The following is a 25967-nucleotide window of genomic DNA, read 5'->3' on the forward strand; positions in this document are numbered from 1 at the left end:
TCGCGGGCAACTCGGGGCCGCCCCCCCGGCCGCACCCGGGGCCCCACGGCTCTTTCTCCCGCCGGGCCACCCGTCGCGCCGGGCGGCCCGCGGTGGCGGCGACCGGCCCCGCAGCCGGCCCCGCCACCGCCCGGCGCACGCGGTCGGAACGGTCCCGCTCACAGGACCGGTCCCGGCCCGCGCGGCCGGAACGACTCCCCTAGGTGACCGTCACCGTCGCGGTGCCGGTCGCCGCCGTCGCCGGGTCGATCAGCAGGGTGTACACCCCGGCCACGGGCAGCGTCACGCTCGCGAAGGTGGTGTTCGCCCCGCCCGAGGTCTTCGAGGTCAGGGTGCTGCCGTCGGGCCTGCGGAGCACGTACCCGGTGCTGGGTCCGAAGGTCGCCCCGGTCACCGCGACGGTCACCACCTGCCCGGCCGTGGCGGTGAAGGACACGACGGCGTTCTGGCCGACCGTGGTCACCGCGACCGGCTTCGGCCCGCCGCCCGGGCTCGTGCTGACCGCGACGTCGGCGGGTACGTCGTACACCTGGGCGGTGATGCCGCCGACCGCCGCGATCTCGGGGTCGACGAGCAGGCTGTACGTGCCGGTGTCGGGCAGCACCCGGGTGTCCAGGAAGCAGCTGGCCCCGCAGGACACGTTCTGCACCAGGGTGCTGCCGTCCGGCCTGCGGAGCACGACGGTGGTGTCCGCCGCGCCGTAGGTCCCGCCCGAGAGCTTCACGGCGATCCGCTGCCCGGCGGTGCCCGGGAAGGTCAGCTCGGCGTTCTGGCCGGGGGTCGTGGTGCTGACCGCCGTGGCCGTGCCGTCCGTGGCGACGGTCCCCGCGAGGTCGGCGGCGACCGCCCAGGCCCGGAAGTTCACCGTCCCGGTCAGGTCGTACTTCGGGTCGTAGGCGACCGAGTACGTCCCGGTCGTCGGCAGGGTGAACGTCTCGAACACGCAGGACACACCGCAGTTGCTGGTCAGCAGCGTGCCGCCGTCGGGCTTGCGCAGCGTGGCGGTCGCGCTGGACGCCGTGCCGTACGTGCCTCCGGAGAGCTGGAGGAACACCCGTTGTCCGGCGGTGCCGGCGAACGTGGCCACCCCCCGCTGGGCGGGCAGCGCCACGGCCAGCGGCACGGCCGGGTCGCCGAGCGCGGTCGGGGTGACCACCTCCCGGCCGTCGGTCAGGGACAGCGTGATCGAGCCCGTGTCGGTGCCGTCGGGGTCGACGATCACCGTGTAGGTGTCCGAGGCCCAGTAGTCGGGGATCGCCTCCAGGTAGCAGGTCGTGCCGCAGGTGGAGCTGGTGATCAGGGCGGTGCCGTTGTGGTCCACCACCTGGACCTTGGTGGTGGTCGGGCTGAAGGTCCCCCCGGTGAGCTTGACGCCGACCCGCTGCTTCCACAGCGCCTTGAACGTCACCCGGGCCTGCTGGCCGGCGGCGACCGCGGTGAGGGTGAGCGGCGGGCCGTCCAGGGTGCCGGCCACGGTCGGCAACGCGGGGCTGGAGTACACCTGCGCGGACACCGGGCTGGTCTCGAGCCCGGAGCGGACCACGATGGTGTGCGTGCCGGTGGCGGTCGGCAGGACCTCCTCCAGATTGCACAGCCGGCCCCCACACTCCTCCGCGCCCTTCAGGTACGCGCCCGTCGGCCCGAAGATGTCCACTGTGGTGCGCCACGGGGACAGCCGCAGGTCGACCTTGACGAACAGCCGCTCACCGGCGACGGCCGGGAACTGGAACGTCGGACGCTCGCCGGGCACGGTCGGGGAGGCGGTGCCCGAGGGGCCGTCCACGGTGAGGGGGACGACCGTCGACGGGACCAGGAACAGCTGGACGGTCAGCACGCCGGTGCTCGACTGGGTCGGCGCCAGCTGGTACCGGTACTCGCCGTCCTCGGGCAGTGTCGCGGCCCCGAGCAGACAGGTGGGCGGGCACGGCTGGTAACCGGTCGGATCCGGGGTCAGCACGGCGCCGCTGGGCGAGTAGAGCGTCGCGGTGAGCTTCACCGGCACGGTGCCCTGGTCGGTGAGCAGCGCGGACACCCGCTGGCCGGCGGTGCCGGTGAAGGTGACCGTGGCGTTGCGGCCGGGCACCGGGAACGGCACGGAGACGGCGGGGCCGCCGGGCGTGGCGGCCACCGACCCGTCCGGGCCGACGTCGTAGAGGGTGAAGGTGAACGGGTAGAGGGCCGACGGGGTCGTCCGGAACACGTAGACGCCGTCGGCGGGCAGGACGACCGGGCCGACGAGGCAGTCCTCGTGGCACGGGTAGCTGACGTCGTACACCGCCGTGCCGTCCGGGCCGAGGACGGTGCGGGCGTACAGCGCGAAGCCGCTCGTGCCCCCGGCCGCGCGCAGGGACACCCGCTGCCCGGCGGTACCCGTGAACGGGATCTGGACCTGCTGACCGTGCGCGACGGTGGTCACCGGCACGCCGGGTCCGCCGATCACCGCGCCCGCGACGGTCAGCGTGGTCTCGTAGGTCTGGACCCGGATCGAGCCCGCCGCGACGCCGGTCGGGTCGACGACGACCGTGTAGGTGCCGGTCACGCCCAGGGTCTGCGGGGCGAGGGTGCAGTTGGCCCCGCAGCTGGTCTTGGAGGTGGCCTGGGTGCCGTCGGGCAGCAGCAGCCGGGCGGTCGCGCCCGACGGGCCGTAGGTGCCGTAGGAGAGGGCGACGACGACCTGCTGACCGGCGGTACCGGGGAAGGTGATCCGGCCGTTCTGCTCGGCGGCCAGGGCGACCGTGAGCGGGGCGGCGTTGAGGGTCGTGGCGGTCTGCAGGTCCGGCGGGGCCGCGTGCGCGACGCCGGGGGTGAGGAGGGTGAGGGCGCCGGCCGCGACGAGCGCGGCCCACGTGGTGAGTCTGTTCCGGTTCAGGGACACGAGGACTCCTGGTGTGGGATGGTTCCCGGAGGGTGCCCTCCTTTCACCGTCTATAGTAGACAGTTGTCGGGAACCGGATAACCCCTAGGAGCCGACCTCCTCGTCGGGGTAGCCGAACACGTCGTCGAGCCGGACCCCGAACACCCGGGCGATCTGGAAGGCCATCTCCAACGACGGCGAGTACCGGCCGGCCTCGATGGCGATGACGGTCTGGCGGGTCACGCCGATCCGGTCGGCCAGCTCCGCCTGGGTCATCTCGCCGCGCGCGAACCGCAACGCCCGGATCGCGTTGGTCACCCTGGTCGGCTTCACCACGAGTGGAACCCCCGCCGGTAGGCCACGATCTTCGCCACGGACGCCAGGACCGCCGACAGGAAGAACGCCAGGCAGATGACGTTGGCGATCCAGAAGTGGTCCCAGTCGGCGAGCGCCATGGCCAGCGCCGCGACCCCGCCGGCGACGACCAGGGACTGCCCGATGTGCTCGCCGAACCGGTTGATCTCCCTGTCCCGTTGATCCTTGTGCCGCGTCTCGCGGGGGCCGGCGATCGAGGCCAGGATGGTCAGCGCGATCGAGGCGACGATCGCGCCACCCACCGTCCACAGCAGGGTGGCCACGTACGGCACCTCGGCGAGCGGGGTGGGACCCGCCCGGCCGAGGATGATGACGGCGTAGGTCGCGTAGGCGACGGCGGAGACCACCACCATGATCCAGGCGCGTTTCTCTTCGGTTGGCATGCCTTCAATGTAAAGCAACTTTGACATCGTGTCTACTTTTCTTGACCCATTCGACGGGTACGCGTCACGCTAGCGGCCCGGGTGGGTGGCCGCGTCGCCGAGGGCGGTACGCCGGTAGCGGATCTCGTGCCGGTGGCGCTCGCCCACCACGAACCCCGCGTCCCGCAGGATCGTCAGGTGCTCGGACACGGTGCCGGCCGCGAGCGCGTGCCGGTGCGCCAGCGCGGTCGTGGTCGCCGGCCCGGTCAGCCCGGTGAGCAGGGCCGCCCGGGTGCGGCCGATCAGCCGGGCGAGGGCCGCGTCGGGGGTGCCGCGCGCCGGCTCCCACAGGGCCCCGATCCCGCGCGCCGGGTAGATGACGGCCGGCTGCCAGGGCGGGTCGAGGACGACGACCACCTGGTCCCACTTGAAGACGCTCGGCATCAGCAGCAGGCCCTCGCCGCGCAGGTCGCGGTGGTCGTCGTCGCCCCGCGCCCGGGTCAGGGTGTGGTCCTGCCAGCGCAGCGCCGGGTGCAGCTCCGCGAACAGCCGGTCCAGGCCGCCCTCGGCGAGCCGGCGGGACTGGAAACCCACGTCGGCGTCGAGCAGCGCGCGGACCCGGGGCCAGACGGGCTCGACCAGGGCGTGCCAGGCCTCCCGGAGCAGCCCGGTCAGCAGCCGGAGCACCTCGGCCGGGTCGCCGAGCAGCAGCCGGCCCGTGGGGCTGTCGGCCGCGCCCGGGGTGTCGCGCAGCGAGAGCCCGATCTCCGCGCGGACCCGCTCGGGCGGGGTGGCCGCGATCCGGGCCAGGTCCTCGTCGAACCGCACCAGCGGGCCGGTCGGCGGCGGGGCGAGGAAGTCCGGGGCGTACCCGCGCCTCGGTTGCAGGAGGGTGACCGGGCGCAGGTCCAGGCCCGCGAGCCGGGGGCGGGCCGCGTCCAGCCAGCGCTGGTGGTGCCCGGCGCCCTCCTCCGGCGAGGTCAGCCGGATCGCGGACACCGTCTCGAACGCGGCGGACATCCCGAACCGGCAGCGCAGCAGGTCGGCGGGGCCGAACCGCAACGTCACGGCCATGACCCGCTCCTTCTGGTCGCGCGCTGGGCGGCAAGATTCGGGGAGGGCCGAATCAGTGGTGCCGACCCTAGCAGTACCCGCAGGATTGCTTTCATGATCACCCGCCAGCGCGGCGGGCCTGCCACGGAGGAGCACACCATGACGCACCCGACCCCCGCACCGTCCGCCGAGTGGGAGCAGCGGAGCGTGGCCCTGTGGGCGACGATCGACGCGCACACCGAGGAGGAGTTCGTCGCCCTGGTCGACGAGCTGGTCGCGGACCTGCCGGCCGACAGCGGGCTGGCCCTGTTCGAGCGCGCTGCGGCCCAGGACTCCACCGGGCACTCGGACCGGGCCGTGCCGCTGTACGCCCGGGCGCTGGAGGCCGGACTGCCCGGGGAGCGCCGGCGGCGGGCCGTGATCCAGATGTCCAGCTCGCTGCGGAACCTGGGCCGGGCGGAGGAGAGCGTCCGGCTGCTGACCGCCGAGCGCGCCCTCGGCACCGACCACCTGAGCGACGCGGTCGCGGCGACCCTGGCCCTGGCGCTCGCCGACACCGGCCGGGAGCGGGAGGCCGTGTCGGTGGCCGTGGCGGCGCTCGCCCCGCACCTGCCCCGGTACCAGCGGTCGATGGCCAACTACGCGCGGCTGCTCGTGGAGCCGGACGAGGAGGCCTAGCCGGATCCCCGGCCTTGGCCGGGCCGGATCTGGGCGCCGGACCAGACCGCCCGCACCGGGCCGGCCGCGCCGGGCCGGCCGCGCCGCGTCGGGCCTGAAGCGCCAGGCCGGGCCGGAAGTGCCAGGGCCGGCTGCCGGTCCGGATCTCCCGAAGGGGGGAGGGCTCACGCCCTCCCCCTTCCGCGTTGACAATCGCAGATAGCACATGCAAACTTCTACTTGCAGGTGCGGAGAGGAGGCGGGCCGACGTGACGGAACCGACCGGCGACGAGCTCGTCCAGATCCTGGCGACCCTGTCCAACCCGCACCGGCTCCGGGTCGTCGCGGCCCTGGCCGGCCGGCGCGAGTACGTCAGCCAACTCGCCCGCGAACTGGGCATCAGTCGCCCGCTCCTCCAGGTCCACCTGCGCAAACTCGAAGCGGCCGGTCTGGTGTCGGCGACGCTGGAACTCTCGGAGGACGGCAAGGCGATGAGGTACTACGAAGTCACACCGTTCACGGTCCGGCTGACGCCCGAGCTGATCGAGATGGCGGTCGCGACCCTCACGGTCGACGGCGCCGAGAAGGGGGACCGGTGATGGACAACGGCTTTCTGATCCTGGGGGTCGTCGGCCTGACCGCGTGCGTGGCGGCGGTGGCCATCTGGCAACTGTTCGCCACCCAGCGGGCCCGGGCGACCCTGGCCCGCGAGGACGAGTACCGGGGCCTGGCCGCCCGCGCCGTCCTCGCCGAGGAGGCCAACGCGCGCCGGCTCGACGAGCTCGCCACCGGGCTGGCCGACGTGCGGACCAGGCTGGAGAAGATCGAACGCGTCCTGACGGCCGTCGAGTAGCGGTCGCCGGGCAGGAAGACAGTTGGGCCGCCGAGCGGGAACTCGGCGGCCCGGCGCGGGAGAGAACGCACTACCCGTACCGCCGAGGCGGTGCGGCTGGACAAGCACGTACGCCCACCGACGAGGAGCACCTTATCCCATGTCGTTCACAACCATGCGCGCGTCACGGCGCGCGGCCGTGCTGGTCGCGGTCGCGGCGGCGACCCTGCTGCCGCCTGCCGGCCCCAGTCCGGCACGGGCGGAGGTCACGGCTCCGACGCCGGCCGGGGTCACGGCTCCGACCAGGTCAGTGGCCCTGCCGCCGGCCGAGGTCACCGCCACGGACGTCACCGTGCACAGTGGAGCCCTCGACCTGCCGGGCACGGTGTTCGCCCCGGCGGTCCCCGGCCGGCCCCCGGCACCGGCGCCGCCCGGTGCCGCCGGCACACCCGCCTCCCCCGGCACGCCGGGCGCCGCCACACCCGGTACCCGTCGCCCGGGGGTCGTGATCGTGCACGACGCCGGTCCCCGCCCGCGCGCCACCTACGAGGCCGAGGCCCGGCTCCTGGCCGCCGCCGGCATCGTCACGCTCGTCTACGACAAACGCACCGAGGGGTACTCGCTGACCCTCCGTTCGTTCGAGGACCTCGCCGGGGACGCGGTCGCCGCCGTCGAGGTGCTCCGGGCCCGCCCCGACGTCGGCCCCGCCCTGGTGGGCCTCCTGGGCCGCAGCGAGGGCGGTTGGGTGGCCCCGCTGGCCGCGAGCCGGTCGGACCGGGTCGGGTTCGTGGTCACGGTCGGCGCGAGCGGCCTGTCCCCGGCGCGCGCCCAGGTGTGGAGCAACATGGCGTACCTGGAGCACGCCGGGGTCGCGTCGTCGTTGCGCGGGCCGCTCGGGGCCGACTTCACCCGCCAGCTCGTGGCGGCCGGCCTGTTCGGCGCGGCCGGCCACGATCCCGTCGTGCCGCTGGAACGCGTGCGGCAGCCGGTCCTCGCCGTGTTCGGGGCCAACGACCGGTCGACGGCCCCGGGCGAGAGCGTCCGGCTGTTCGGCACGGCCCTGGCCAGGGGCGGCAACCCCCACCACACCATCCGGGTACTGCCCGGGGCCGACCACACCATGCACCACTCCCCCGACGGCTTCGCCCGGGCCACGGAACCGGCCCCCGGCTACGTCGACCTGGTCACGTCCTGGGTCACCGGCCTGGGCCGGCGGTCCCCGGAGACCAGCGCGGACCCGGCGCCCGCCCAGTTCGCCGACAGCGTCGCGGTGCGGCCCCTGGCCTGGTACGAGTCGGGGGCCGTCCAGCTCGGCGCGCTCGCCCTGATGCTGGTCGCGTTCCTGGCGTACCCGGTGGGCGCCCTGGTCCGTCGGCTGCGGCGCGGCCGGCGCGCCCCGGACAGGCCCCTCGGACGGGTACCGGCGCGGATCCTCGCGGTCCTCGGCCCCCTGACCGTGCTCGGCGGCCTCGGCTACCTCGGCTACGTCAGCGCCACCGCCGCCCGGGCCCTCGGTCCGGTCGTCGCCGGGCGCCCGCTGCCCTGGCTGGTGCTGCAACTCCTCGCGGTGGTGCTGTCGTTCTCGCTCGCGGCGGTGGCGGTCGCGTTCCGGAAGGACCGGACCGCCCGTGCCCGGCTCGGCACCGTCCTCGCGGGCGGCCTGGTGTTCCTGCCCTGGGCCGCCTACTGGGGACTGCTCACCCCCTGACCGGGACCCGGCGGGATCACTGACAGAGGATGTCAGGGGGTCGGGCGTAGCGTCCGGGGCATGATGATCGTGGAACTGCGGCAGTACACCCTGCGGCCCGGGCGGCGGGACACCCTGATCGACCTGTTCGAGCGGGAGTTCGTCACCAGCCAGGAGGCGGCCGGGATCCGGGTGCTCGGCCGGTACCGCGACCTCGACGACCCGGACCGGTTCGTCTGGCTCCGGACGTTCCCCGACATGGCCGCCCGGGCCGCCGCGCTCACCGCGTTCTACACCGGGCCGGTCTGGCAGGAGCACCGCGACGCCGCCAACGGCACGATGCTCGACTCCGACGACGTACTGCTGCTGCGCGGCCCCGGGTTCGACACCCCGCCCGGGGCCGGGCTGGTCACGGCCACGATCTGCCACCCGCGCGACCCGGCGACGTTCCCGGACCTGTTCGAGCGCCGGCTACGCCCGGTGCTGACGGCCGCCGGGGCCGAACCGCTGGCCCCGCACCGGACCGAGCACGCGGAGAACACGTTCCCGGCGCTACCCGTCCGCACCGGCGAGGACGTGTACTGCTGGTTCGGCACCGGACCGGGTGATGTCGCGTGGCCGGCGGACGTGACCGCCGCGCTCCTGACCGGGCCCCGCCACCTCCGACTGGAACCGGTCCGACCGCACTGAGCGCCCGGGAGTCAGCGGGGCTGGAGGACGGACAGGATGTTGCCGGCCGGGTCCGTGAACCACGCGATGTCCGGGCCGTGGCCGCGCATGACCCCCTTGTCGTCCTGCCGGAAGCCCTCGTAGCGCTCGAACACCACCCCGCGCGCCGTCAGCTCGTCCACCGCCTTGTCGATGTCGTCGACCGGGAAGTTCAGGATCGTGAACGTGGCCGGGACGTGGCCCTCCTTCGGGTACACGACGACCTCGCCGCCGCCCGCGAGGTGCAGGGTGAGCATGCCGCGTTCCTCCGTCACCCGCAGGCCGAGGATGTCGCCGTAGAACTGTCTCGCCCGGGACACGTCCCCGACCGCGAACCCGCTGAACGCCCTGGTCTCCGCGAACATGCCGTCTCCTCTGGCGTGGCCGAATATTCCGGACAGAACGCTGATTCTGCCAGGGACCGGCGGCCGGGGGTTAGCGTGGACGGAGAACCGGCCCACCGGAGGAGCGGACCCATGCAGAAGATCACCCCGTGTCTGTGGTTCGACAACCAGGCGGAGGAGGCGGCGGAGTTCTACGCCTCCGTGTTCCCGGACGCGCGGATCCTGGAGGTCTCCCGGTACGGGGACGCCGGCCCCGGCCCGGAGGGCACGGCGATCACGGTGCGCTTCCTGCTCGCCGGCCAGGAGTTCCTCGGGCTCAACGGCGGCCCGGCGTTCACGTTCACCGAGGCCATCTCCCTGTCGGTGGACTGCGGCAGCCAGGAGGAGGTCGACGGGTACTGGGCGAAGCTCACCGCCGACGGCGGCCAGGAGAGCCAGTGCGGCTGGCTGAAGGACCGCTACGGGCTGTCCTGGCAGATCGTGCCCCGCGAACTCGTCGACCTGCTGGGCGACCCCGACCCGGAGAAGGCGAACCGGGTGATGGCCGCCATGCTCCAGATGCGCAAGATCGACGTCCAGGCGCTGCGGGACGCGTACGCGGGGACGTGAGCCCCCGCGTACCCCTCCGCACTGGTTTCTAGAGGGCGCGGCAGACCGGGGGTGCCGTGGCGGTGTGCGGGCTGGTGCGTTTCGCCGAGACGCACCACCGCTGGTTGCCGGCGGGGTTGGCCGCGGACGTCGTGACGGTGCAGGTCAGGGCGCGGCAGGACTTGTTGGCGCTGGTCGGGAGCGCGCCGTCGCGGGTCAGCGTCACGGTCACGCCCAGGTTCGTCACCACCCCGGGACAGCCCACCGTGGCCTCGCCGACCACCCGGCCGCCGCTCACGTACGGCGCCTTCGCCGCGATCGTGCACTCGACCAGGATCCCCGCCTCCGCCGCTCCGGCCGCGCCCGCGGGGCTGCCCGCGCCGAGCAGCACCCCCGCGGCGACCATGGACAAAACGATCAGGGTGCGGGCGGTCTGCCATCGGGTCGTCATGGTTCCTCGTTTCGGTAAGTGATCCGTGCGGACAGGTCAATTCGATGCGGACGGGGGTTGTCCCGCCACCTGACCAGCCGTCCGGGACTGACTCGGACGCCCGAAACGCCCGATGGTCCCATGGATTAGCCCCGTGTTCGCCTGTGGTTCACCCACTGCGGCCCGGGCGTTCGGAAGCCCTGACTTGGGTGCTCCTAGTACCCCTGAGCTTCCACTGGAAGGTGTCCACCGTGACGTCCCCACTGTCCCGTCGCACGCTGCTGCGCACCAGCGCTGTCGGAGGCCTCGGCATCGCCGTCGCCGGAAGCATCGAAGCCATCGCCGGCCCCGTCGCCGCCCAGGCCTGGCGCCCGGACGGCACCTACGGTGCCCTCGTCGCCGACCCGAAGGGTCTGCTCGCGCTCCCGCCCGGCTTCACCTACGAGATCGTCGCCCAGGCCGGCGTCACCAAGCTGGAGACCGGCGAGTTCACGCCCGGCGCCCAGGACGGCACCGGCTGGTTCCGCGGCCCGAACGGCACCGTGCTCGTCAACAACCACGAGCTCAGCGGCAACCCGGCCAACCGGGTGCCCGCCCTGCCGGGCCTGACGTACGACCCGGGCGCGCCGGGCGGCACCACCAACATCGAGACCGACCGCTGTGGCGTCCGGATCCGCGAGTACGTGAGCCTCGCCGGCACCCTGACCAACTGCGCGGGCGGCACCACCCCGTGGAAGACGTGGCTGACCTGCGAGGAGACCGAGCAGAAGGCCAACGCCACGTACAAGAAGGACCACGGGTACGTCTTCGAGGTCGACCCGCTGGACAACACCGCGAACCTCAACCCGGTGCCGCTGAAGTTCCTCGGCCGCTTCGCCCACGAGGCCGTCGCCGTGGACCCGACCACGCACCAGATCTACGAGACCGAGGACGCCGGCAACCCGCTCGGCCTGTACTTCCGCTGGACCCCGCCGGCCGGCTGGCGCGGCAAGAAGGGCGCCCTGCGCGACCTGGCCCTCAGCGAGGGTGGCGACACGGCCGGCACCCTGGAGGCCATGAGCTGCTACGACGGCATGAACCACGTGGCCAACCTGGCCGAGGCCACCGTGCCGGGCACGAAGTACTCGGTCAAGTGGGTGAACGTGCCCGACCGCGACGCCAAGACCGTCTCGGTGCGCAAGCAGTTCACCACCGACCAGGTGACCCGGAGCAAGAAGCTCGAGGGCCAGTGGTGGGCCGACAACGGCGTCTACTTCGTCGCCAGCTTCTCCCGCAAGTCCGACGGGCACATCAACGAGCACGACGGCCAGGTCTGGTACTACGACCCGGCCGCCCAGACCGTCACCCTGAAGACCATCTTCGGCGTCAATACCGACCCCGACTCCGAGGGTGCGAACTGGGACGGCCCCGACAACATCACGGTCTCCCCGTACGGCGGCGTGATCCTCGCCGAGGACGGCAACGGCGTGTCGCACCTCGTCGGCGTGAACCGGCAGGGCAAGTCGTTCGCGATGGCGCGCAACGAGCTCAACGACTCCGAGTTCACCGGTCCGGTGTTCAGCGGCGACGCCCGGGTGCTGTTCGCGAACATCCAGACCCCGGGATACGTGCTGGCGATCCTCGGGCCGTGGGGCGCGGTGGACCGCACGCCCGGCGTGTACTAGGAATCCACGACGCCGCCCCCTGCTCCCGTGTGGAGCGGGGGGCGGTTTCGTGATGCCGGTGGGTGTGCCTGGGCGGTCGGGCCGTCGCGCCACAGGATCGCCGAACCCGGCGGCACTGGGGCGGGGAACGCGGCGGCTCGCCGGGGCCGGGCACTCACCGGTCGGCTGCGGCGCTCCGTCCCGCCAGCGCCCGTCGTCCCGGGGCGACCCGGCCCCCGTCGCCGAAGGCCGGGTGCGGGCGGCCCGTACGCCAGCGCACCTCCACCTCCGGGAAGCCCACCGTCGGCCCGTCGAACAGGTCCGTGGGCCGGCCGCGCAGCCACAGGTCGAAGTACGCGCGCAGGTAGGTCCGGGCCGCCCGGGACGACCGGGCCGGCGCGATGGTCCCGAACAGCACCGCGAACAGGTCCGCCGGCCACAGGTCGGCCAGCCCGGCCGGCTCGACGAACCACGGCGGGTCCACCTGCGAGTAGTGGCCCGAGCCGGCGAGGACCAGGTGGCGGCCCCAGCCCCGGTGCCGGGCGCGGAACAGCGGCCAGGTGTCGTGGTCCCAGTCGGCGGTGGCGAGCAGGAACGGCCGGTCCAGGCCGGCCTCGGGCGCGCGGGTGCCGAAGAACGCGCCGTCGAGGTTCACGCCGCACCGCACCCGGCGGTCCCGCAGCATCCAGTCCGCCGCCGCCGAGCCGCCCATGGAGTGGCCGAGCACGCCGAGCCGGGTCACGTCCGCCACCGGCCAGCGGGCGCACCAGTCGGCGACGAAGCGCAGGTCCGCGACGCGTACCCCGATGTTGAGGGTGTCGTCGGCGGCGGTCGGCTCGGCGGGCAGCCGGGAGGTCTCCAGCCGGCCGCCCGGGAACTCCACCGCGTCCGCGTCGTAGGTGTGGTCCACGGCCACGACCAGGTAACCGTGGCTGGCGAGGTCCTCGGCGACCGTGGTCGCGTTGGTCCGGCCGCCGCCCCAGCCGTGCGAGAACAGGACCACCGGGCAGCCGGTGCGCGCGGGCGGGGCTCCCGTGCGGGCGTACGGGCGCAGCTGCGCGAGGGAGCCCGCGGGTACGCCGAGGCCGGTTTCGAGGTGCGCGACGGCCTTCGGGGCGAGGTAGGCGGCCCGGGGGCCGTGGGCCGTGGCGGCCGGGTACCAGGCCTGGACCATCAGCTCGCGCCAGCGCTGGCCGGGGGCGTACGGGTCCCGGCGGGCGTGGTCGACGAGGCGGGTGGACAGGGTGCCGACGGGCCAGGGGCCGGTGGGGGCGGGGAGCCATTCGCGGGGCAGGGTGGGGCCGCCGGGCGCGGCCGGATCGGTGGTCGGGGCGGCGGTCGGGGCGGCGGTCGGGTCGCCGGGCGGGGTGGCTCCGGGTGGGCCTCCGGGGGCCGCCGAGGCCGTCGAGGGGTCCAGGCCGGCCCCGGCCAGTCCCGCTCCGGCCAGCGCGAGTCCGGACAGCAGCACGGCACGACGGTCCACGGGAGCCCCACCTTCAGTTAAGAGTCCTAAGTGAAGTCAGGCTAGGGGCGCCGTCGACCGGGGTCAATGGTCCGGCGCCCGCGCCGTGAGCAGCCAGAGGCCGGCTGGGAGGCGGTACCCGACGCCGCGGTCCCGGTACCGCGAAAGGAGTCCTGCCGCCCCGGCCCGCGCGGCGGCCTGCCGGCCCGGGGACGCCGCCCGGTACGCGGCCCCCGCCGGCCCGACCTCCACGAGCCACGCCGCGACCGTCTCGGGCTGGTCCGGCGCGCGCAGCTCGACGTCGTGCGCCTCGACCCCGACCTCGGCGAACCCGGCGGCGACCAGGACCCGGCGCGCCCGCCCGGCGTCGGCGAACGCGAACGGGCCCGGCTCGTCGCCGACCGGCAGCGGCGGGAGCGCCCCGACGTGCGGCGCGGCCCCGAGCAGCGCCGCCGCCAGCCACGGGTTCGCGCCCCCGTCGCGGAACACGGTCGCCGCGAGCCGGCCGCCCGGCCGCAGCGCCCGGCGGACCGCCGCGCAACCGGCCACGGGGTCGGCCAACGACATCAGGGCCATCCGGGAGTACGCGGCGTCGAAGGGCGCGCCGGCCACCTCCGGCACGGTCTCGATGTCGGCGGCGAGGAACCGCGGCCCGGGGAACCGTTCGGCGGCGGCGCGGACCATGTCCACGGAGAGGTCCAGGCCGACCGCCGCGCCGGTGGGTCCGACGGCGGCGGCCAGTTCGGCGGTGGTGCCGCCGCAGCCGCAGCCGACGTCGAGGATCCGCTCGCCGGGGCGGGGGGCGAGCCGGTCGAGGGCGATCGCGCCGAGTGGCCGGCCCAGGGCGTCCTGGCGGTCGGCGTGCCGGATCCAGCCGGCGGCGGCCCCGGCCCAGAAGTCGGCGTTGCGGGCTCGGGCGGTGGCGTGGGCGGACGGCCCTCCCCCAGGCCGGGGGCCACCGAGGACCGGCCCGGACTCCGGGCCGGACTGGCCGGACCCCGGGCCGGACTGGCGGAGGTCCAGGTCGGACGCGCCGGACTCCGGGTCGGACGGGCCGAGGTCCAGGTCGGACGGGCCGAGGTCCAGGTCGGATGGGCCCGCGACAGGGCCGGGCGGGTAGCCGGGCATCAGAACGGCATCTCCGCGCCGGTCACCACGACGGACCGGAATCCCGCCGCCTTGCCCGCGTCGAACCCGTCCTCCTGGGCGGCCAGCCCCGCGGCCCGCAGCAGCCGTTCGGACTGGAACCGGCGGAACGCGTCCTCGTCCCGCCACACGTTGATGATCCGCCAGCCGCCCTCGACGGGGCCGGCGACGTGCGCGAGCAGCCCGGGCGGCCGGTCGGGGCCGAGATGCTTCTCCACCATCCGGTACTCGGCCTCGTCGACCCCGGGCATCTCCTGCAGCACTCCGTACGGCACGGCCACCACCTCTTTCAATAGAGTGAACCTCTATCCAATAGAGCACTACACTACTCCGGTGGTTGTCAAGAGGCGGTACGACGCGACCGGGCGGCAGGAACAGGCCCGCCGGACCCGCCGGGCGATCCTGGACGCGGCCGGCAGGCTCTTCGTCGATCCCGGCTACGCGGCCACCCCCCTGACCGCCGTCGCCACCGAGGCCGGCGTCGCGGTCCAGACGGTCTACGCGGTGTTCGGTACCAAGCAGCGGCTCCTGTCCGCACTGGTCGACGTCACGATCGCCGGGGACGACGAGCCGGTGGCGCTGCCCGACCGGCCGTTCGTCGCCGAGATCCAGGCGCTGCCCGAGGCCCGGGCGAAGCTCGCGCGGTACGCCCGGCACCTCGTCGAGACCCACGCCCGGCAGACCGACGTGATGCTCGCGCTGGCCGGGGCGGCCACGGCGGACCCCGAGGCGGCCGAGATCTGGCGGCGCAACGTCGAGGACCGGCGGCGCGGCATGGGCATGTTCGCCGCCGAGCTGGTCGGGACCGGGCAGGTCCGGGCCGACCAGGACGTCGAGGGCGTCACCGACGTGCTCTGGCTCGCGATGGACTTCCGCAACTACGACTGGCTGGTCCGGCAGCGCGGCTGGGCGGCCGGACGGTTCGAGCGGTGGTTCGTGGAGTCGGTGGCGGCGGTGGTCCTGGCCTGAGGGCCGCGCGGGCCAACACGCCCAGGGCACCCGCCCACGGCCGCCTCGCCTGATCCTGGCCGCCCGCCCGGGCCCGGGCCCGCCCTAGCCCGCCCCGCGCACCACCACGTCACACGAAGCGACCTCCTCCAGGTACGCCCGCAGCTGCCGCTCCTCCACGACCCCGAGCCGCGCGTACATCCCCAGCGCCCGCTCCCAGCAGGACACCGCCTCCCGGAGCTCCCCCAGCCCGTGGTGCCCGCGCCCCAGCCCCTCGACGGCCCTGGCCCGCGCGTAGGCGTCCCCGGTCTCCAGCGCGACGGCCTCGGCGAGGGCGTGCAGCCGCAGCACCTCCTCCGGATCGCGGCCGGCGGCACCCAGGCCGTTGAGGGCGTGCGCCTCCAGGTTGCGGTCGCCGAGTTCGCGGGCGAGGTCGAGGGCGCGGCGGTGGTGGTCGCGGGCCAGGTCCAGGTCGCCGGCCCGGTGGTGGACGTCGCCGATGCCGGTGAGCGAGTAGCCCTCCGAGGACCGGTGGCCGATCTCGCGGTGCAGTCGGCGGGCCCGCGCGTAGTGGTCGAGGGCCAGGTCGCGCTGGTCGAGCCGGCCGTGGATCAGGCCGAGGTTGGCCAGGGTGTTGGCCTCGCCGCGCCGGTTGCCGGTCTCCCGGGTGACGGCCAGGGCCCGGCGGCAGTGGTCGAGAGCCTCCTCGTACCGGCCCAGCCGGTGGTACACGGTCGCCAGGTTGGCCAGCGCCGTGCCCTCGACCTCCCGGTTGCCGACGTCGCGGGTGGCCACCAGCGCCTGGCGGAAGTGCTCGGCGGCCTGCCGGTAGTCGCCGAGCCGGCCGTGGATGCCGCCGAGGGTGTTCAGCGCGATGGTCTCGCCGAGCCGGTGGCCGGTGGCCCGGTGCAGCGCGAGGGCCCGTTGGAGGTTGTCGAGGGCCAGGCCGAGGTCGCCCCGGTGGCCGTGGATCATGCCGAGGACGTCGAGCGCGCCGGCCTCGCCCCGCCGGTCGCCGGCCTCGCGGTGCAGGTCCAGCGCGCGGTGGATGTGGTCGAGGGCGAGGTCGTAGCCGGACCAGCGGAAGTGCACCTGGCCGAGGAAGCGGAGCAGGTCGGCCTGCCGGGCGGGGTCGTCGGTGGCCCGCAGCGCGTGCCCGTACAGGGCGAGCGAGTCGGCGTAGTGCGCGTGCGCGTCGAGGTACCGCATCAGGGTGGTCGACAGGTCGTAGCCGAGCCCGGGCCGGCCGGCGGCGGGGGCGGCCTCGGCGGCGGCGAGCAGGGTGGCCCGTTCGGCGGTCAGCCAGGCGAGCGCGGCGTCCTTGCCGGCGAACGCGACCGGGGCGGGGTGCGCGACCACGGGTTCCGGGTACCGGCCGGGCGGCACGACCAGGTTCGTCAGGGCGACGGCGGCACCGGCCGTGGACACGTAGTGGTCGAACAGCCGCCCCAGAGCCTCCTCCCGGTCGGCGGGGACCTCGGCGGCGCGGGCGGCCGCGTACACCCGGAGCAGGTCGTGGAAGGTGTAGCGGTCGTCCGCCGACCGGCCCAGCAGGTGCGCCTCGGCGAGCCGGTCGAGGAGGTCCCCGGTCTCCTCCGGGGTCCGGTCGGCGAGGGCCGCGACGGAGGCGGGGGCGAAGTCCGCGCCGGGGTGCAGCCCGAGGAGCCGGAACAGGCGGCGCTGGTCGGCGGGCAGCGCGTCGTAGGACAGGTTGAACGCGGCGGTCACGTCCCGGTCGTCGAGGGACAGTTCCGCGAGCCGCTGGTGCTCGGCGCGCAGCAGCTCCGCGAGGCGGGCGACGGGGCGGTGCCGGCGCGGGCCGATCCGGGCGGCGGCGATCCGGACGGCCAGCGGCAGGTACCCGCAGAGCCGGAGCACCTCGGCGACGGCCTCGGGTTCGGCGAGCACCGCGTCCCCGGCGGCGGCAACGAACAGGGCGCGGGCGTCCTCGGCCGGCAGCACCTCCAGCAGCAGCGACTCGGCCCCTTCGAGGGTGGCGAGCCGTCGCCGGCTGGTGACCAGGACCAGATTTCCGGGGGTACCGGGCAGCAGCGGCCGGACCTGCCGCGCGTCGACCGCGTTGTCCAGCAGGACCAGCACCCGGCGGCCGGCCAGCCGGTCCCGCCACAGGGCGGCCCGCTCGTCGAGGTCGGACGGCACCTGGTGCTCGGGGACGCCGAGCGCGCGCAGCAGCAGGCTCAGCGCCGCCCCGGAGTCGACGGGTGCCCGCCCGGGGGTGTATCCGTGCAGGTCGACGAACAGTTGCCCGTCGGGGAACCGGTCGGCGAGGGCGTGCGCGATGTGCACGGCCGTCGCGGTCTTGCCGATCCCGGGCATGCCGTCGATCGCGGAGATGACGACGGTGCGCGCGGCGCCCTCGGCGAGCGTCATCAGGTAGGCGACCTCCGCGACCCGCCCCGTGAAGTCCGGCACGTCGTACGGCAGCAGCCGGGGCACCCTGCGCTCGACCGGCGGCGGGGCCGGGTTCAGGTCGGGGTCGTCGCGCAGGATCCGGCCGTGCAGCGCGGCGAGTTCCGGGGTCGGGTCGAGGCCGAGCTCGTCGGCGAGGTGCCGGCGCGCGTCCTCGTACCGGCGCAGGGCCTCGGACCGCCGGCCGTCGCGGTACAGCGCGAGCAGCAGCAGGCTCAGGAACCGTTCGCGCAGCGGGTGCTCGGCGTGCAGCCGGGCGAGTTCGCCGACGGCCTCGTGGTGCCGGCCGGCCCGCAGTTCCCGGTCGAGGCACTCCTCGGCGGCGGCCAGCCGTTCCTCGGCGAGCCCGGCGCGGAGCCGGTCGACCAGGGGGGTGCCGCGCAGGTCGGCGAGGGGGTCGCCCCGCCACAGGGCGAGCGCCGCCCGGAGCGGGGCCGGGTCGGCGCCGGGCAGGGCGTCGGTGACGGCCGCCTGGAACGCCCGGACGTCCACGGCGGCGGGCGGCACCTCCAGCGCGTACCCGTGGCCGCTGCGGCGGATCTCGATCCCGGCGGGCCGGAACACGGCGCGCAGCCGGGACACGTAGGTCTGGATCAGTCCGGAGGTGCGGTCGGGTGGCGCCTCCCCCCACAGGCCGTCCACCAGCCGGTCGACGGGGACCACCCGGCCGGCGTCGAGCGCGAGCAGCGCCAGCACCGTCCGTTGCATCGCGGACCCCAGCGGAAGGGCCACCCCGTCGTGCCGGACCTCCACCGTCCCCAACAGTCCCACCCACATGGCCGGAAATGTAGCCGGCCGGGCGGCGTTGACCTAGTAGACGTTCATCACTACCCATTGTCGACTACGGGGCGCACCGACCCGAGCACTGCCCGGGTTCGTCGCGCCCCGTGACCCCACCCCTACCCGGGGGTAATATTTGCCCAGTCAACCATCTGCGACCACCCAGCCACCTGCGGATACCCGGTTATCGACGCCGACGACACCACCCGCAAGACCATCGATCAACCCCACTCGACGGGTACGCCGCGCCGAGCCGCCCGGCCTCGTACTCCGGTCGCGCACGGTAACAGTTCCTCGTCCGCCCGGGCCGTCTTCCGGGTCCCGGGCGGACGCGGCCTAGTGGTGCTGGGGGCGTCGATCCGCCCGGGACGGACGTGGCCCGGTCACGCCCGGGGCGTGGTGGCTGCGTTCAGTCGCGCACGTAGTAGTCGCCGAGCACGCCGTCGTAGCCGCCGCCCGGTCGGCAGCACCGACGGAAACCGCCGCCCGGAGCCGCACGGGCACGCGTCGCGGCCGCCCAGCTTCTCGATCAGTTCCTTGCCGCGGCCGACCACCCGGTCGCCGCGCCCGACCCGCGTCTCGCTAGAGGGAACCCCCGGCGGCGCTTGCTGGTCGGCTCAAAAGGACGCCTCGGCGTCGTGGTCGCGGTACATGGTGACCTCCAGGTTCGATCCGGACCCCGGACGTTAACGGGTACCCGGCCACGCCGCGACCGAATTCACCGTGCCCGCCCGGGGCCGCGTGGGCGGCGTGGGCCGGGCCGGGGCGGGACCGGCGGCGTGGGCCGGGCTGCGGCGCGCAGGCTACTCCCCCGCCGGCCGCCGTGGGGCGACAACGGCTCTGACCTGGCCGGATGTCCAGGTCAGGGGCCCACGGGCGGGCAGGCCGAACTGACTGATCAGGCGAACCGCCGGCCCCCGGACCGGGCGTAGCGTCAGGTCAGGCGCAGGAGAACCCAACCCACTCCGAACAGCTCACCACCTTGCGGCTGGCGCCTGCACCGCACCCTCGATGTCCTCGAGTATCCCGCCCGTCACAGCTGGGGGTGCGAAGGAACGAGCGGCGTCCGCCCTGGGCCATGGGGGCGGGCGCCACTCGTCCGTCAGGCACCCGTGGACGCCGGGCCATCCCTGGGCACCGCTCGCCCCTCAGACCGTGGGCGCCACCAGTCCTTCGGGACCTTCGCCCGGCAGACCGTTGGCGGGCGCCACGCAGCCGCCCGGTGACTCGTGGGCACGGCTCGCCCTGTCAGGGCGGTCGGGGTCGGGACGGGCCGGGAGTCTGGCAGGCTGGACGGGTGGAGGCTGGAGAGGTGCGACCCCTGGTCATCGTGGACTCCGCCAACGTGGTCGGCTCACGGCCCGACGGCTGGTGGCGGGACCGGGCCGGGGCGGCGCGGCGGCTCCTGGAGGAGCTGCGCGGGTACCCGGGGGACGCGGAACTCGTCCTCGTCACGGAGGGCCGGGCCCGGATCGCCCCGCCCGACGGAAACCACGGGCCGGACGGCCGCGTCACGGTCGTGCACGCGCCCGGTTCCGGGGACGACCGGATCGTGGAACTCGTGGCCGGGGCGGTGGCCGCCGGGCCCGGCCGGTCGGTCACGGTGGTGACCGCCGACCGGGGACTGCGCGACCGGGTCACGGCGCTCGGCGCGGCGACGGTCGGCCCGCGCTGGCTGTGGGACCGCCTGGACCGCCCCGACCCGACGTGACGTCCGGTCGGGCGGGCGCCCGGCACGGTCCGGCGTCCGCGTCACGGGTCAGTTCGGCGGGGTCCGGGGCGGGGTGTCCGCCGTGCGCAGGGCCCGGGCCGCGTAGCAGCCGGCGGCCAGGACGAGCAGGGCTGCCGCGCCGAACACGGTGTCGATCCGGCCCAGGTGGACACCCGCCACGGCGAGGTGCGGGTCGCGGAGCACGGTACTGACCAGCAGCCCGGCGAGCGACGCGGAGACCAGGGCCGGCAGGTGGTACGACAGGGTCAGCACCGAGCTGACCCGGCCCTGGTGGTCGCGCGGGACTCGCCGTTGGAACAGCGGCATCGCGGCGGAGGCCAGGACGCCCACGGTCAGGCTCTCGCAGAACGCGAGGACCAGCGCAGGGCCGATCGCGTCCGCCCGGGAGTAGCCGAGCAGCAGGGCGCCGTTGGCGAGCACCGCCGCCGCGTACACCCGGGCGGGGCCGTACCGGTCCGCGCACCGGCCGCCGACCAGGCCCCCGGCGAGCGCGCCGAGGCCGAGGGCCGCGCTCAGTACCCCGAACCAGATCCGGGGTTCGGCGCGCAGGTTCTCGGCGACGAAGTACACGTCCAGGGCCGTGACGGCCCCCGCGCCGACGACGGCGACCGTGCGTGTGAGCAGGACCGCGCGCAGGATCCGGTCCCGGGCGACGAACCGGAACCCGGCCAGGTACTCCCGCCCCCAGGACGGCTTCCGGCGCGGAGCCGGGACGGTGGCCGTCGGGGCGACCCGGACCGCGCGGATCGCGGCGTAGGACACCAGGAACGAGGCGGCGTTGGCCGCCAGTGCCCACTGGGGGCCCGCCGCGAACAGCAACGGACCGGCCAGCGGCGGGCCGACCAGGGCGGCGGACGCGACGACGGCCTGGTGGTAACCGGCGGCGCGGCCCCGCAGGTCGGCCGGCACGACGTCGCCGAGGAGGACGAACCGGGCGGCGTTGAAGAACTGGGCCACGGCGGTGCTGGCGGCGACCAGTACCCCGATGAGGCCGAGCAGGACCGGCAACGGGACCGTGCCGTCGGGCAGCGCCGCGACCAGGGTCAACGCCCCGATCAACCCGGCGCGGAGCAGGTCGGCGCTCAGCATGGTCCGGCGCTTGTCGGGCCAGCGGTCGACCAGGGCGCCGGCGACCGGGCCGACGAGCACCACGGTCCCGGCGACGACCGCGAGCACCGCGCCACTGACCAGCGGCGCGGACGGCCGGCCGGCGAGCAGCACCGTGGCCACCCAGAGCAGGACCGTGGTGTCGAACACGACGTCGCCCAGTGTGGACACCGTCCTGCCGACCCACAGCCAGGTGTAGTTCCGATTGATCACCACGTCGTTCCGCCTTGTCCTCGCGGGGTCGCCCTGGTTTCGGGCACAAAAAAGCCTCGGATCCGTGGGGTCGGATCCGAGGCGGGCCGGCGCGCGGCGGACGTTCGGGGAGGCCGGGCGCAGTCACCGGCGCAGACAACCTAGCGGACGGCAGCCACCGGGCGCCAGCCCACACCGATGCGCCCGTGGACCGGGCGGGCCACTCCCGGGCCGTGGGGTCGAGGCACGGCGGGGCCGGCGGACGCACGATCGGACCCGCCCACACCGGGGCCCCGGGCCACACCCTGGAACGGTGCGTTCGGGGGCGGTGGCGACTGCGGGGTTTGGCTATCGTGGGTCGTCGGACCACGACACGGGGAGTACCGATGCGGATCACGCTGTTCGAGCCCGACGCCGTCACGGAAGGCGACTGGGACGACCTGGCCGAGGTGGCCCGCGCGGCGGCCGCCGCCGACCGTCCCACCGAACCCGCGCCGACCCGCGCCACGACGGTCACCCGGCTCACCGCGCCGCCCTCGCCGAAGCGCCGCCTGCCACGGTGGACACTCCGGGACGGCGGGCGGATCGTCGGCCACGCCATGCTCGTGCTCTTCGACGACGAGAACACCGACCTGGCCGGCCTCGACGTCACGGTGCACCCGGACCACCGGCGGCGCGGCGTGGGCACGGCGCTGCTGCGCACCCTCGTCGGGGCGGCCGAGGGCAGGTCGACCCTGTTCCTGGAGGGTCTGCCCGAGGGCGGGCCGGGCGCGGCGTGGGCCGGGGCGCACGGATTCGAGGTCGTCCAGCGCACCGCCCTCCAGGCCCTCGACCTGTCCACCGTGGACCGGAGCCGCTGGCGGACCCCGGCCGCCCCCGGCTACCGGCTGGCCCGGTGGCGCGACAGCGTGCCGGAGGAGTACCTGGCCTCCTACGCCGCCGCCCGCAACGCCCTGCACGACGCGCCGCGGGGCGACCTGGACTTCACGATGCCCGAGTGGGATCCGCTCCGGGTGCGCGAGGCCGAGGCCGCCACCCTCGGCCGGGGCGGCGAGACCCGGATCGTGGCGGCGGTGCACGAGGCGACGGGTACGGTGGCGGGCCTGACCCTCCTGGAGGTGTACGCGCACAGTCCCGCCGTCGGCCGCCAGCAGGACACCTGTGTGCTCGCCGCGCACCGGGGCCACCGGCTCGGCCTGTGGATGAAGGCGGACAACCTGCTGTGGCTCGCCGAGGACCGCCCGGAGGTCACCCGGGTGGGCACGTACTCGGCGGCGGACAACGGGCCGATGCTGCGCGTCAACCGGCAGGTCGGGTTCGTCGTGGAGGCCTCGACGGCCAATCTGCGGGCCGACCGGGCGGCCCTGGCGGCGCGCCTCGGCGGCTGACGGCCCGTCGCGGGCCGGGTCGCGACCGTCCCGCGCCCCGGCCGCCGACCGGACCGGCCGGACGCACGGCCCGGCACCTCCCGTCGGCGCGCACCCCGGCCCTGCTCAGGCCGGCGGCACGATCTCCCCGGTGATGGCCCGCTGCCGTTCCGCGACGGCCGCCGCCAACGGCGCGAACGCCGGCAGCAGCACCCCCTGCGGCCCGTACACGACGCGGGCGGCGAGGACCGCGAACCACGGGGCGGCCGGGCCGTGCAGCATCAGCGGCTCGCCGACCTCGTAGCGCAGCACGAACGACCACCGCGCCAGGTCGCAGGCGAACTCGACGACCCCGTTATGCCAGAAGCTCAGCCACTGGCCCTGGTAGTCGCACAGGAACCGTTGGCTGGTCAGGGACGTGCGCACGTGCGCCTGGTCGCGCCACTGCACGGCGGCCATCGCCTCGGCCTTGCGGCGCGCCGAGGAGTTGCCGATCGCGTCGGCGGCCATGCCCATCGCCACGAAGGACGCCGAGCCGAACCAGAACGAGTTGCTCTGGTTGTACGTCACGGACATGCCGTACAGCCGGGCGTAGCCGAGGACCGCGTCGCCGTAGCGGACCTCGTCGGGCTGCATCCGCAGGGCAGACGGCGGGAGGGCCAGGGGTTCGCCGCCCCGGGCCAGGTGCTCGTACAGCCGGCAGGCGCTGAGCCAGCCGTCCCGCAGCGCCGCGTCGAGCGGGTCGTTGCCCGGTTTCGCCATCCCTACCGTCCCCTCATCTGCCGGGTTCGTGCCGGCGGAGTGCCCACCGGGTCGCGAAGGTCAGCAGCACGGCCTGGACGACCAGCACCCACAGTGCCCACAGCCAGCCGGTGACCTGGTGCCGCCACAGCGCGTCGGCGGGCGGCTCCACCATGATGCCCCGCAGGTCGACCGTACCGGCGGCGGCCGCGTACCCCCAACGGGACGGGGACAGCCAGGACAGTTCCTCGACCCCGGTGCGGCCGACGACCTCGAACAGCCCGCCGCTGAGGACGAGCTGGGCCATGACGAGGCCGACGAGCACCGGCATGGTCTGCTCGCCGGTGGTCACGTACGCGCTGACCAGCAGGCCCAGGGTCGTGCAGGTCAGGGCGGTGAGCCAGACGGCCACGAACAGTTCGAGCACGGGGAGGCCGAGGACGAGCGCGTCGCGGCCACCGGGGCGGCCGAGCAGGCCCAGGAACACGAACAGCGCGGACTGCGCGGCGGTCACGACGGTGAAGACCAGGAGCTTGGAGGCCAAGTACGCGCCCGGGGACAGGCCGACCGCGCGTTCCCGGCGGTAGATGGCGCGTTCGCCGACGAGTTCGCGGACGCCGCCGGCGAGGCCGAAGAAGACGGCGCCGACGATCAGTACCACCAGGAGTTGTTGGGCTTCGGTGCTGCGGCCGAGGGCGTTGGCGGGCCGGCCCAGCCCGTCGTCGCCGGGGATCACGTGCAGCAGCGCGGCCAGGCCCAGGGGCAGGCCGAGGAGCAGGGCCGCGTACATCCGGTCGGCGAGGGTCACGGCGGACATCCGGCGGGTCAGGATCCCCACCTGGCGCAGCCAGCCCTGCCTCGGCCGGGGCGCGGCACCCGGCGAGCCGGGCTCCACCCGGGGCGGGGCGGGGACCGGCGCCCGCCCGACGGTGGCCGCGAACCGGGCCGCCCAGCCCTCCGGGTCCTGGTAGACCTGCTGGAACACGTCGGCGTACTCGCGCGCGCCGAAGAACGCCAGCACCTCCCCCGGCGGCCCGAAGTAGGCGACGGTGCCGCCCCGGCCCAGGACCAGCACCCGGTCGCACACGCTCAGGTGCAGAGGGCTGTGCGTGACGACGACGACCGTGCGGCCCCGGTCGGCGAGGTCGCGCAGGCCGACCATGACATCGCGGTCCAGCGCCGGGTCGAGGCCCGAGGTGGGCTCGTCCAGGAACAGCAGCGAGGGCTCGGTCAGCAGTTCCAGCGCGACCGAGGTGCGTTTGCGCTGGCCGCCGGACAGGGTGTCGATCCGCTGGTCGGCGTGCGGGGTGAGGGCGAGCTGGCCGAGGACCTCGTCGATGCGCTGGTCGCGTTCGCCGACCGTCACGTCGGGGCCGAACCGCAGCGCCGCCGCGAACCGCAGCGCCCGGCGCACCGTGAGCTGGCTGTGCAGGATGTCGTCCTGGGGCACGAGGCCGATCCGGTGCCGCAGGTCGTCGTACTCCGCGTAGAGGTCGCGGCCCTCGTAGGTGACCGTGCCGCGCTGGGCGGGCCGGTTGCCGGTCAGCGCGCCGAGCAGCGTGGACTTCCCCGCCCCGCTCGGGCCGACGACGGCGAGCAGGCTGCACTCGGAGAGATCGAAGGACACCCCCGCCAGGAGGGTACGCGCCCCCGCGGTCACCGTGAGCCCCTCCGCGCGCAGGGACACCCGGCCCGTGTCCACGTACTCGCGCAGTTCCCGGCCGTCGAACACCATCTGGTGGTGCCCGAACGACAGCAGGTCCCCCGGCCGGAGCTGGGCGTGGGCCACCTCCCGGCCGTTGACGAACGTGCCGTTGCGGGTGCCGTGGTCGAGGATCCGGGTGCCGGAGGAGTCGCGGATCAGGTCCGCGTGGTAGCCGGAGACGAGCAGGTCGGCGAGGACGATGTCGTTGTCGGGGGCCCGGCCGATCCGGGTCCGGGTGCCGGGCTGGTAGCGGGCGGACGGCACCCGGCCGGCCTCGAACCGCATCCCGGGCGGGGCTCCGGCGGCGGGCTGGGCACCGGGGTGGACCTGAGATTGCCCGCCCACCCGGGGGCCGGGCTGGCCGCCCGCGTCGATCCTCGGCGGGGAGGCCGCGTTGGCCCCCGGCCCCGGCGGCATGCCGGCACCTGGCCCGACCGGCGGCACACCCGTGAGGACGGTCGGCGTGGCCCCCGACGAGGCCTCGTCCGGCACCAGGTGGGTCGGCGGCGGCAGCGGCCCGGCCGCCAGTTCGGGCCGGAACAGCACGGTCGGCCCGTCGGCGGCCCCGAGCCGCACCGCGCACGGCCCGACGATGTCGAGCACCCCGATCGGCCCGGCCGCCGTGTACGTGCCGTTGCTGCTGCCCAGGTCGCGGAGCCGCCAGCGCCCGTCGCGGAACCCGACCTCGACGTGCTGGCGGGACACCCGGGGGTCGTCGACCACCAGGGGGCACAGCGGATCCCGCCCGATGATCACCACCCCGTCGGCGGGGGTGAAGCGGCGTTCGCCGTGCGGAAGCCGGATCAGGAGCGCGTCGGTCACGC

Annotated in this window: 23 protein-coding genes; 10 read left to right on the top strand and 13 right to left on the bottom strand. The window is 75.0% G+C overall.

Going from position 1 to position 25967, the window contains the following annotated elements; translation table 11 throughout:
• Nucleotides 1-199: 199 nt before the first annotated feature.
• From AB0M43_RS11010 to AB0M43_RS11025, 4 genes are all read right to left on the bottom strand, one after another.
• Nucleotides 200-2875 carry a hypothetical protein gene (locus AB0M43_RS11010; RefSeq protein WP_363723357.1) on the bottom strand — a complete coding sequence of 892 codons (2676 nt, stop codon included), beginning with the start codon at nt 2873-2875 and terminating at the stop codon, nt 200-202.
• Between the two features lie 84 nt (nt 2876-2959).
• Entirely contained in the window at nt 2960-3190 is a 231-nt protein-coding gene (locus tag AB0M43_RS11015) for a helix-turn-helix transcriptional regulator (protein ID WP_363723359.1), read from the bottom strand.
• Complete coding sequence (locus AB0M43_RS11020; RefSeq protein WP_363723361.1) at nt 3184-3612, bottom strand: hypothetical protein; 429 nt, start codon at nt 3610-3612, stop codon at nt 3184-3186. The genes AB0M43_RS11015 and AB0M43_RS11020 overlap by 7 nt, the downstream gene beginning before the upstream one ends.
• A gap of 69 nt (nt 3613-3681) precedes the next feature.
• The gene (locus tag AB0M43_RS11025) at nt 3682-4665 is read right to left on the bottom strand and encodes a DUF5937 family protein (RefSeq protein WP_363723363.1); all 984 of its coding nucleotides are present in this window, start codon (nt 4663-4665) and stop codon (nt 3682-3684) included.
• 93 nt (nt 4666-4758) lie between these two features.
• On the opposite strand from AB0M43_RS11025, the gene AB0M43_RS11030 reads away from it, so the two are divergent.
• The 5 genes from AB0M43_RS11030 (at nt 4759) to AB0M43_RS11050 (ending at nt 8510) form a co-directional block, all read left to right on the top strand.
• Nucleotides 4759-5322: a tetratricopeptide repeat protein gene (locus AB0M43_RS11030; protein ID WP_363723365.1), complete on the top strand. Its 564-nt coding sequence runs from the start codon at nt 4759-4761 to the stop codon at nt 5320-5322.
• A 248-nt stretch (nt 5323-5570) separates the two neighbouring features.
• Nucleotides 5571-5900 (top strand): winged helix-turn-helix domain-containing protein, encoded by a 330-nt coding sequence (locus tag AB0M43_RS11035; protein WP_363723366.1) that lies wholly within the window; start codon nt 5571-5573, stop codon nt 5898-5900.
• A complete protein-coding gene (locus AB0M43_RS11040) occupies nt 5900-6154 on the top strand; it encodes a hypothetical protein (protein WP_363723367.1) in 255 nt (84 codons plus the stop codon). The genes AB0M43_RS11035 and AB0M43_RS11040 overlap by 1 nt, the downstream gene beginning before the upstream one ends.
• A 139-nt stretch (nt 6155-6293) precedes the next feature.
• Nucleotides 6294-7841 (top strand): acyl-CoA thioester hydrolase/BAAT C-terminal domain-containing protein, encoded by a 1548-nt coding sequence (locus AB0M43_RS11045; protein WP_363723368.1) that lies wholly within the window; start codon nt 6294-6296, stop codon nt 7839-7841.
• A 60-nt stretch (nt 7842-7901) separates the two neighbouring features.
• On the top strand, nt 7902-8510 hold the full coding sequence (locus tag AB0M43_RS11050; protein ID WP_363723370.1) for an NIPSNAP family protein: 609 nt from the start codon (nt 7902-7904) through the stop codon (nt 8508-8510).
• Between the two features lie 11 nt (nt 8511-8521).
• Here the strand turns inward: AB0M43_RS11050 and AB0M43_RS11055 are convergent, their stop codons facing one another.
• Nucleotides 8522-8893 carry a VOC family protein gene (locus AB0M43_RS11055; RefSeq protein WP_363723372.1) on the bottom strand — a complete coding sequence of 124 codons (372 nt, stop codon included), beginning with the start codon at nt 8891-8893 and terminating at the stop codon, nt 8522-8524.
• A 111-nt stretch (nt 8894-9004) separates the two neighbouring features.
• On the opposite strand from AB0M43_RS11055, the gene AB0M43_RS11060 reads away from it, so the two are divergent.
• On the top strand, nt 9005-9481 hold the full coding sequence (locus tag AB0M43_RS11060) for a VOC family protein (RefSeq protein ID WP_363723374.1): 477 nt from the start codon (nt 9005-9007) through the stop codon (nt 9479-9481).
• 28 nt (nt 9482-9509) lie between these two features.
• Here AB0M43_RS11060 and AB0M43_RS11065 read toward each other — a convergent pair whose 3' ends face one another.
• Nucleotides 9510-9911 carry a hypothetical protein gene (locus AB0M43_RS11065; RefSeq protein ID WP_363723375.1) on the bottom strand — a complete coding sequence of 134 codons (402 nt, stop codon included), beginning with the start codon at nt 9909-9911 and terminating at the stop codon, nt 9510-9512.
• Between the two features lie 230 nt (nt 9912-10141).
• Between AB0M43_RS11065 and AB0M43_RS11070 the strand changes: the two genes are divergently transcribed.
• Nucleotides 10142-11554 carry an alkaline phosphatase PhoX gene (locus AB0M43_RS11070; RefSeq protein ID WP_363723377.1) on the top strand — a complete coding sequence of 471 codons (1413 nt, stop codon included), beginning with the start codon at nt 10142-10144 and terminating at the stop codon, nt 11552-11554.
• Nucleotides 11555-11708: 154 nt separating this feature from the next.
• Here the strand turns inward: AB0M43_RS11070 and AB0M43_RS11075 are convergent, their stop codons facing one another.
• From AB0M43_RS11075 to AB0M43_RS11085, 3 genes are all read right to left on the bottom strand, one after another.
• Nucleotides 11709-13016, bottom strand: coding sequence for a dienelactone hydrolase family protein (locus AB0M43_RS11075; RefSeq protein ID WP_363723379.1), 1308 nt, complete (start codon nt 13014-13016; stop codon nt 11709-11711).
• 63 nt (nt 13017-13079) lie between these two features.
• On the bottom strand, nt 13080-14123 hold the full coding sequence (locus tag AB0M43_RS11080) for a methyltransferase domain-containing protein (RefSeq protein WP_363723381.1): 1044 nt from the start codon (nt 14121-14123) through the stop codon (nt 13080-13082).
• On the bottom strand, nt 14123-14416 hold the full coding sequence (locus tag AB0M43_RS11085; protein ID WP_363723382.1) for a hypothetical protein: 294 nt from the start codon (nt 14414-14416) through the stop codon (nt 14123-14125). The genes AB0M43_RS11080 and AB0M43_RS11085 overlap by 1 nt, the downstream gene beginning before the upstream one ends.
• A 58-nt stretch (nt 14417-14474) precedes the next feature.
• On the opposite strand from AB0M43_RS11085, the gene AB0M43_RS11090 reads away from it, so the two are divergent.
• A complete protein-coding gene (locus AB0M43_RS11090) occupies nt 14475-15110 on the top strand; it encodes a TetR/AcrR family transcriptional regulator (protein WP_363723384.1) in 636 nt (211 codons plus the stop codon).
• A gap of 84 nt (nt 15111-15194) precedes the next feature.
• Here AB0M43_RS11090 and AB0M43_RS11095 read toward each other — a convergent pair whose 3' ends face one another.
• The gene (locus AB0M43_RS11095) at nt 15195-18296 is read right to left on the bottom strand and encodes a tetratricopeptide repeat protein (RefSeq protein ID WP_363723386.1); all 3102 of its coding nucleotides are present in this window, start codon (nt 18294-18296) and stop codon (nt 15195-15197) included.
• Nucleotides 18297-19611: 1315 nt separating this feature from the next.
• Between AB0M43_RS11095 and AB0M43_RS11100 the strand changes: the two genes are divergently transcribed.
• Complete coding sequence (locus AB0M43_RS11100; protein WP_363723388.1) at nt 19612-20010, top strand: hypothetical protein; 399 nt, start codon at nt 19612-19614, stop codon at nt 20008-20010.
• Nucleotides 20011-20058: 48 nt separating this feature from the next.
• Here AB0M43_RS11100 and AB0M43_RS11105 read toward each other — a convergent pair whose 3' ends face one another.
• A complete protein-coding gene (locus tag AB0M43_RS11105; protein WP_363723390.1) occupies nt 20059-21354 on the bottom strand; it encodes an MFS transporter in 1296 nt (431 codons plus the stop codon).
• Nucleotides 21355-21716: 362 nt separating this feature from the next.
• Here AB0M43_RS11105 and AB0M43_RS11110 point away from each other — a divergent pair, with 362 nt between their 5' ends.
• Nucleotides 21717-22718, top strand: a complete 1002-nt coding sequence (locus AB0M43_RS11110; protein WP_363723392.1) for a GNAT family N-acetyltransferase — start codon at nt 21717-21719, stop codon at nt 22716-22718.
• 105 nt (nt 22719-22823) lie between these two features.
• On the opposite strand, the gene AB0M43_RS11115 is transcribed toward AB0M43_RS11110, so the two are convergent.
• Together AB0M43_RS11115 and AB0M43_RS11120 are read right to left on the bottom strand one after the other, a co-directional pair.
• Nucleotides 22824-23459: a hypothetical protein gene (locus AB0M43_RS11115; RefSeq protein ID WP_363723394.1), complete on the bottom strand. Its 636-nt coding sequence runs from the start codon at nt 23457-23459 to the stop codon at nt 22824-22826.
• Nucleotides 23460-23472: 13 nt separating this feature from the next.
• Nucleotides 23473-25965 carry an ATP-binding cassette domain-containing protein gene (locus tag AB0M43_RS11120; protein WP_363723395.1) on the bottom strand — a complete coding sequence of 831 codons (2493 nt, stop codon included), beginning with the start codon at nt 25963-25965 and terminating at the stop codon, nt 23473-23475.
• Between the last annotated feature and the right edge of the window lie 2 nt (nt 25966-25967).

It is taken from the genome of Longispora sp. NPDC051575, from assembly GCF_040681875.1.
GTDB lineage: Bacteria > Actinomycetota > Actinomycetes > Mycobacteriales > Micromonosporaceae > Longispora.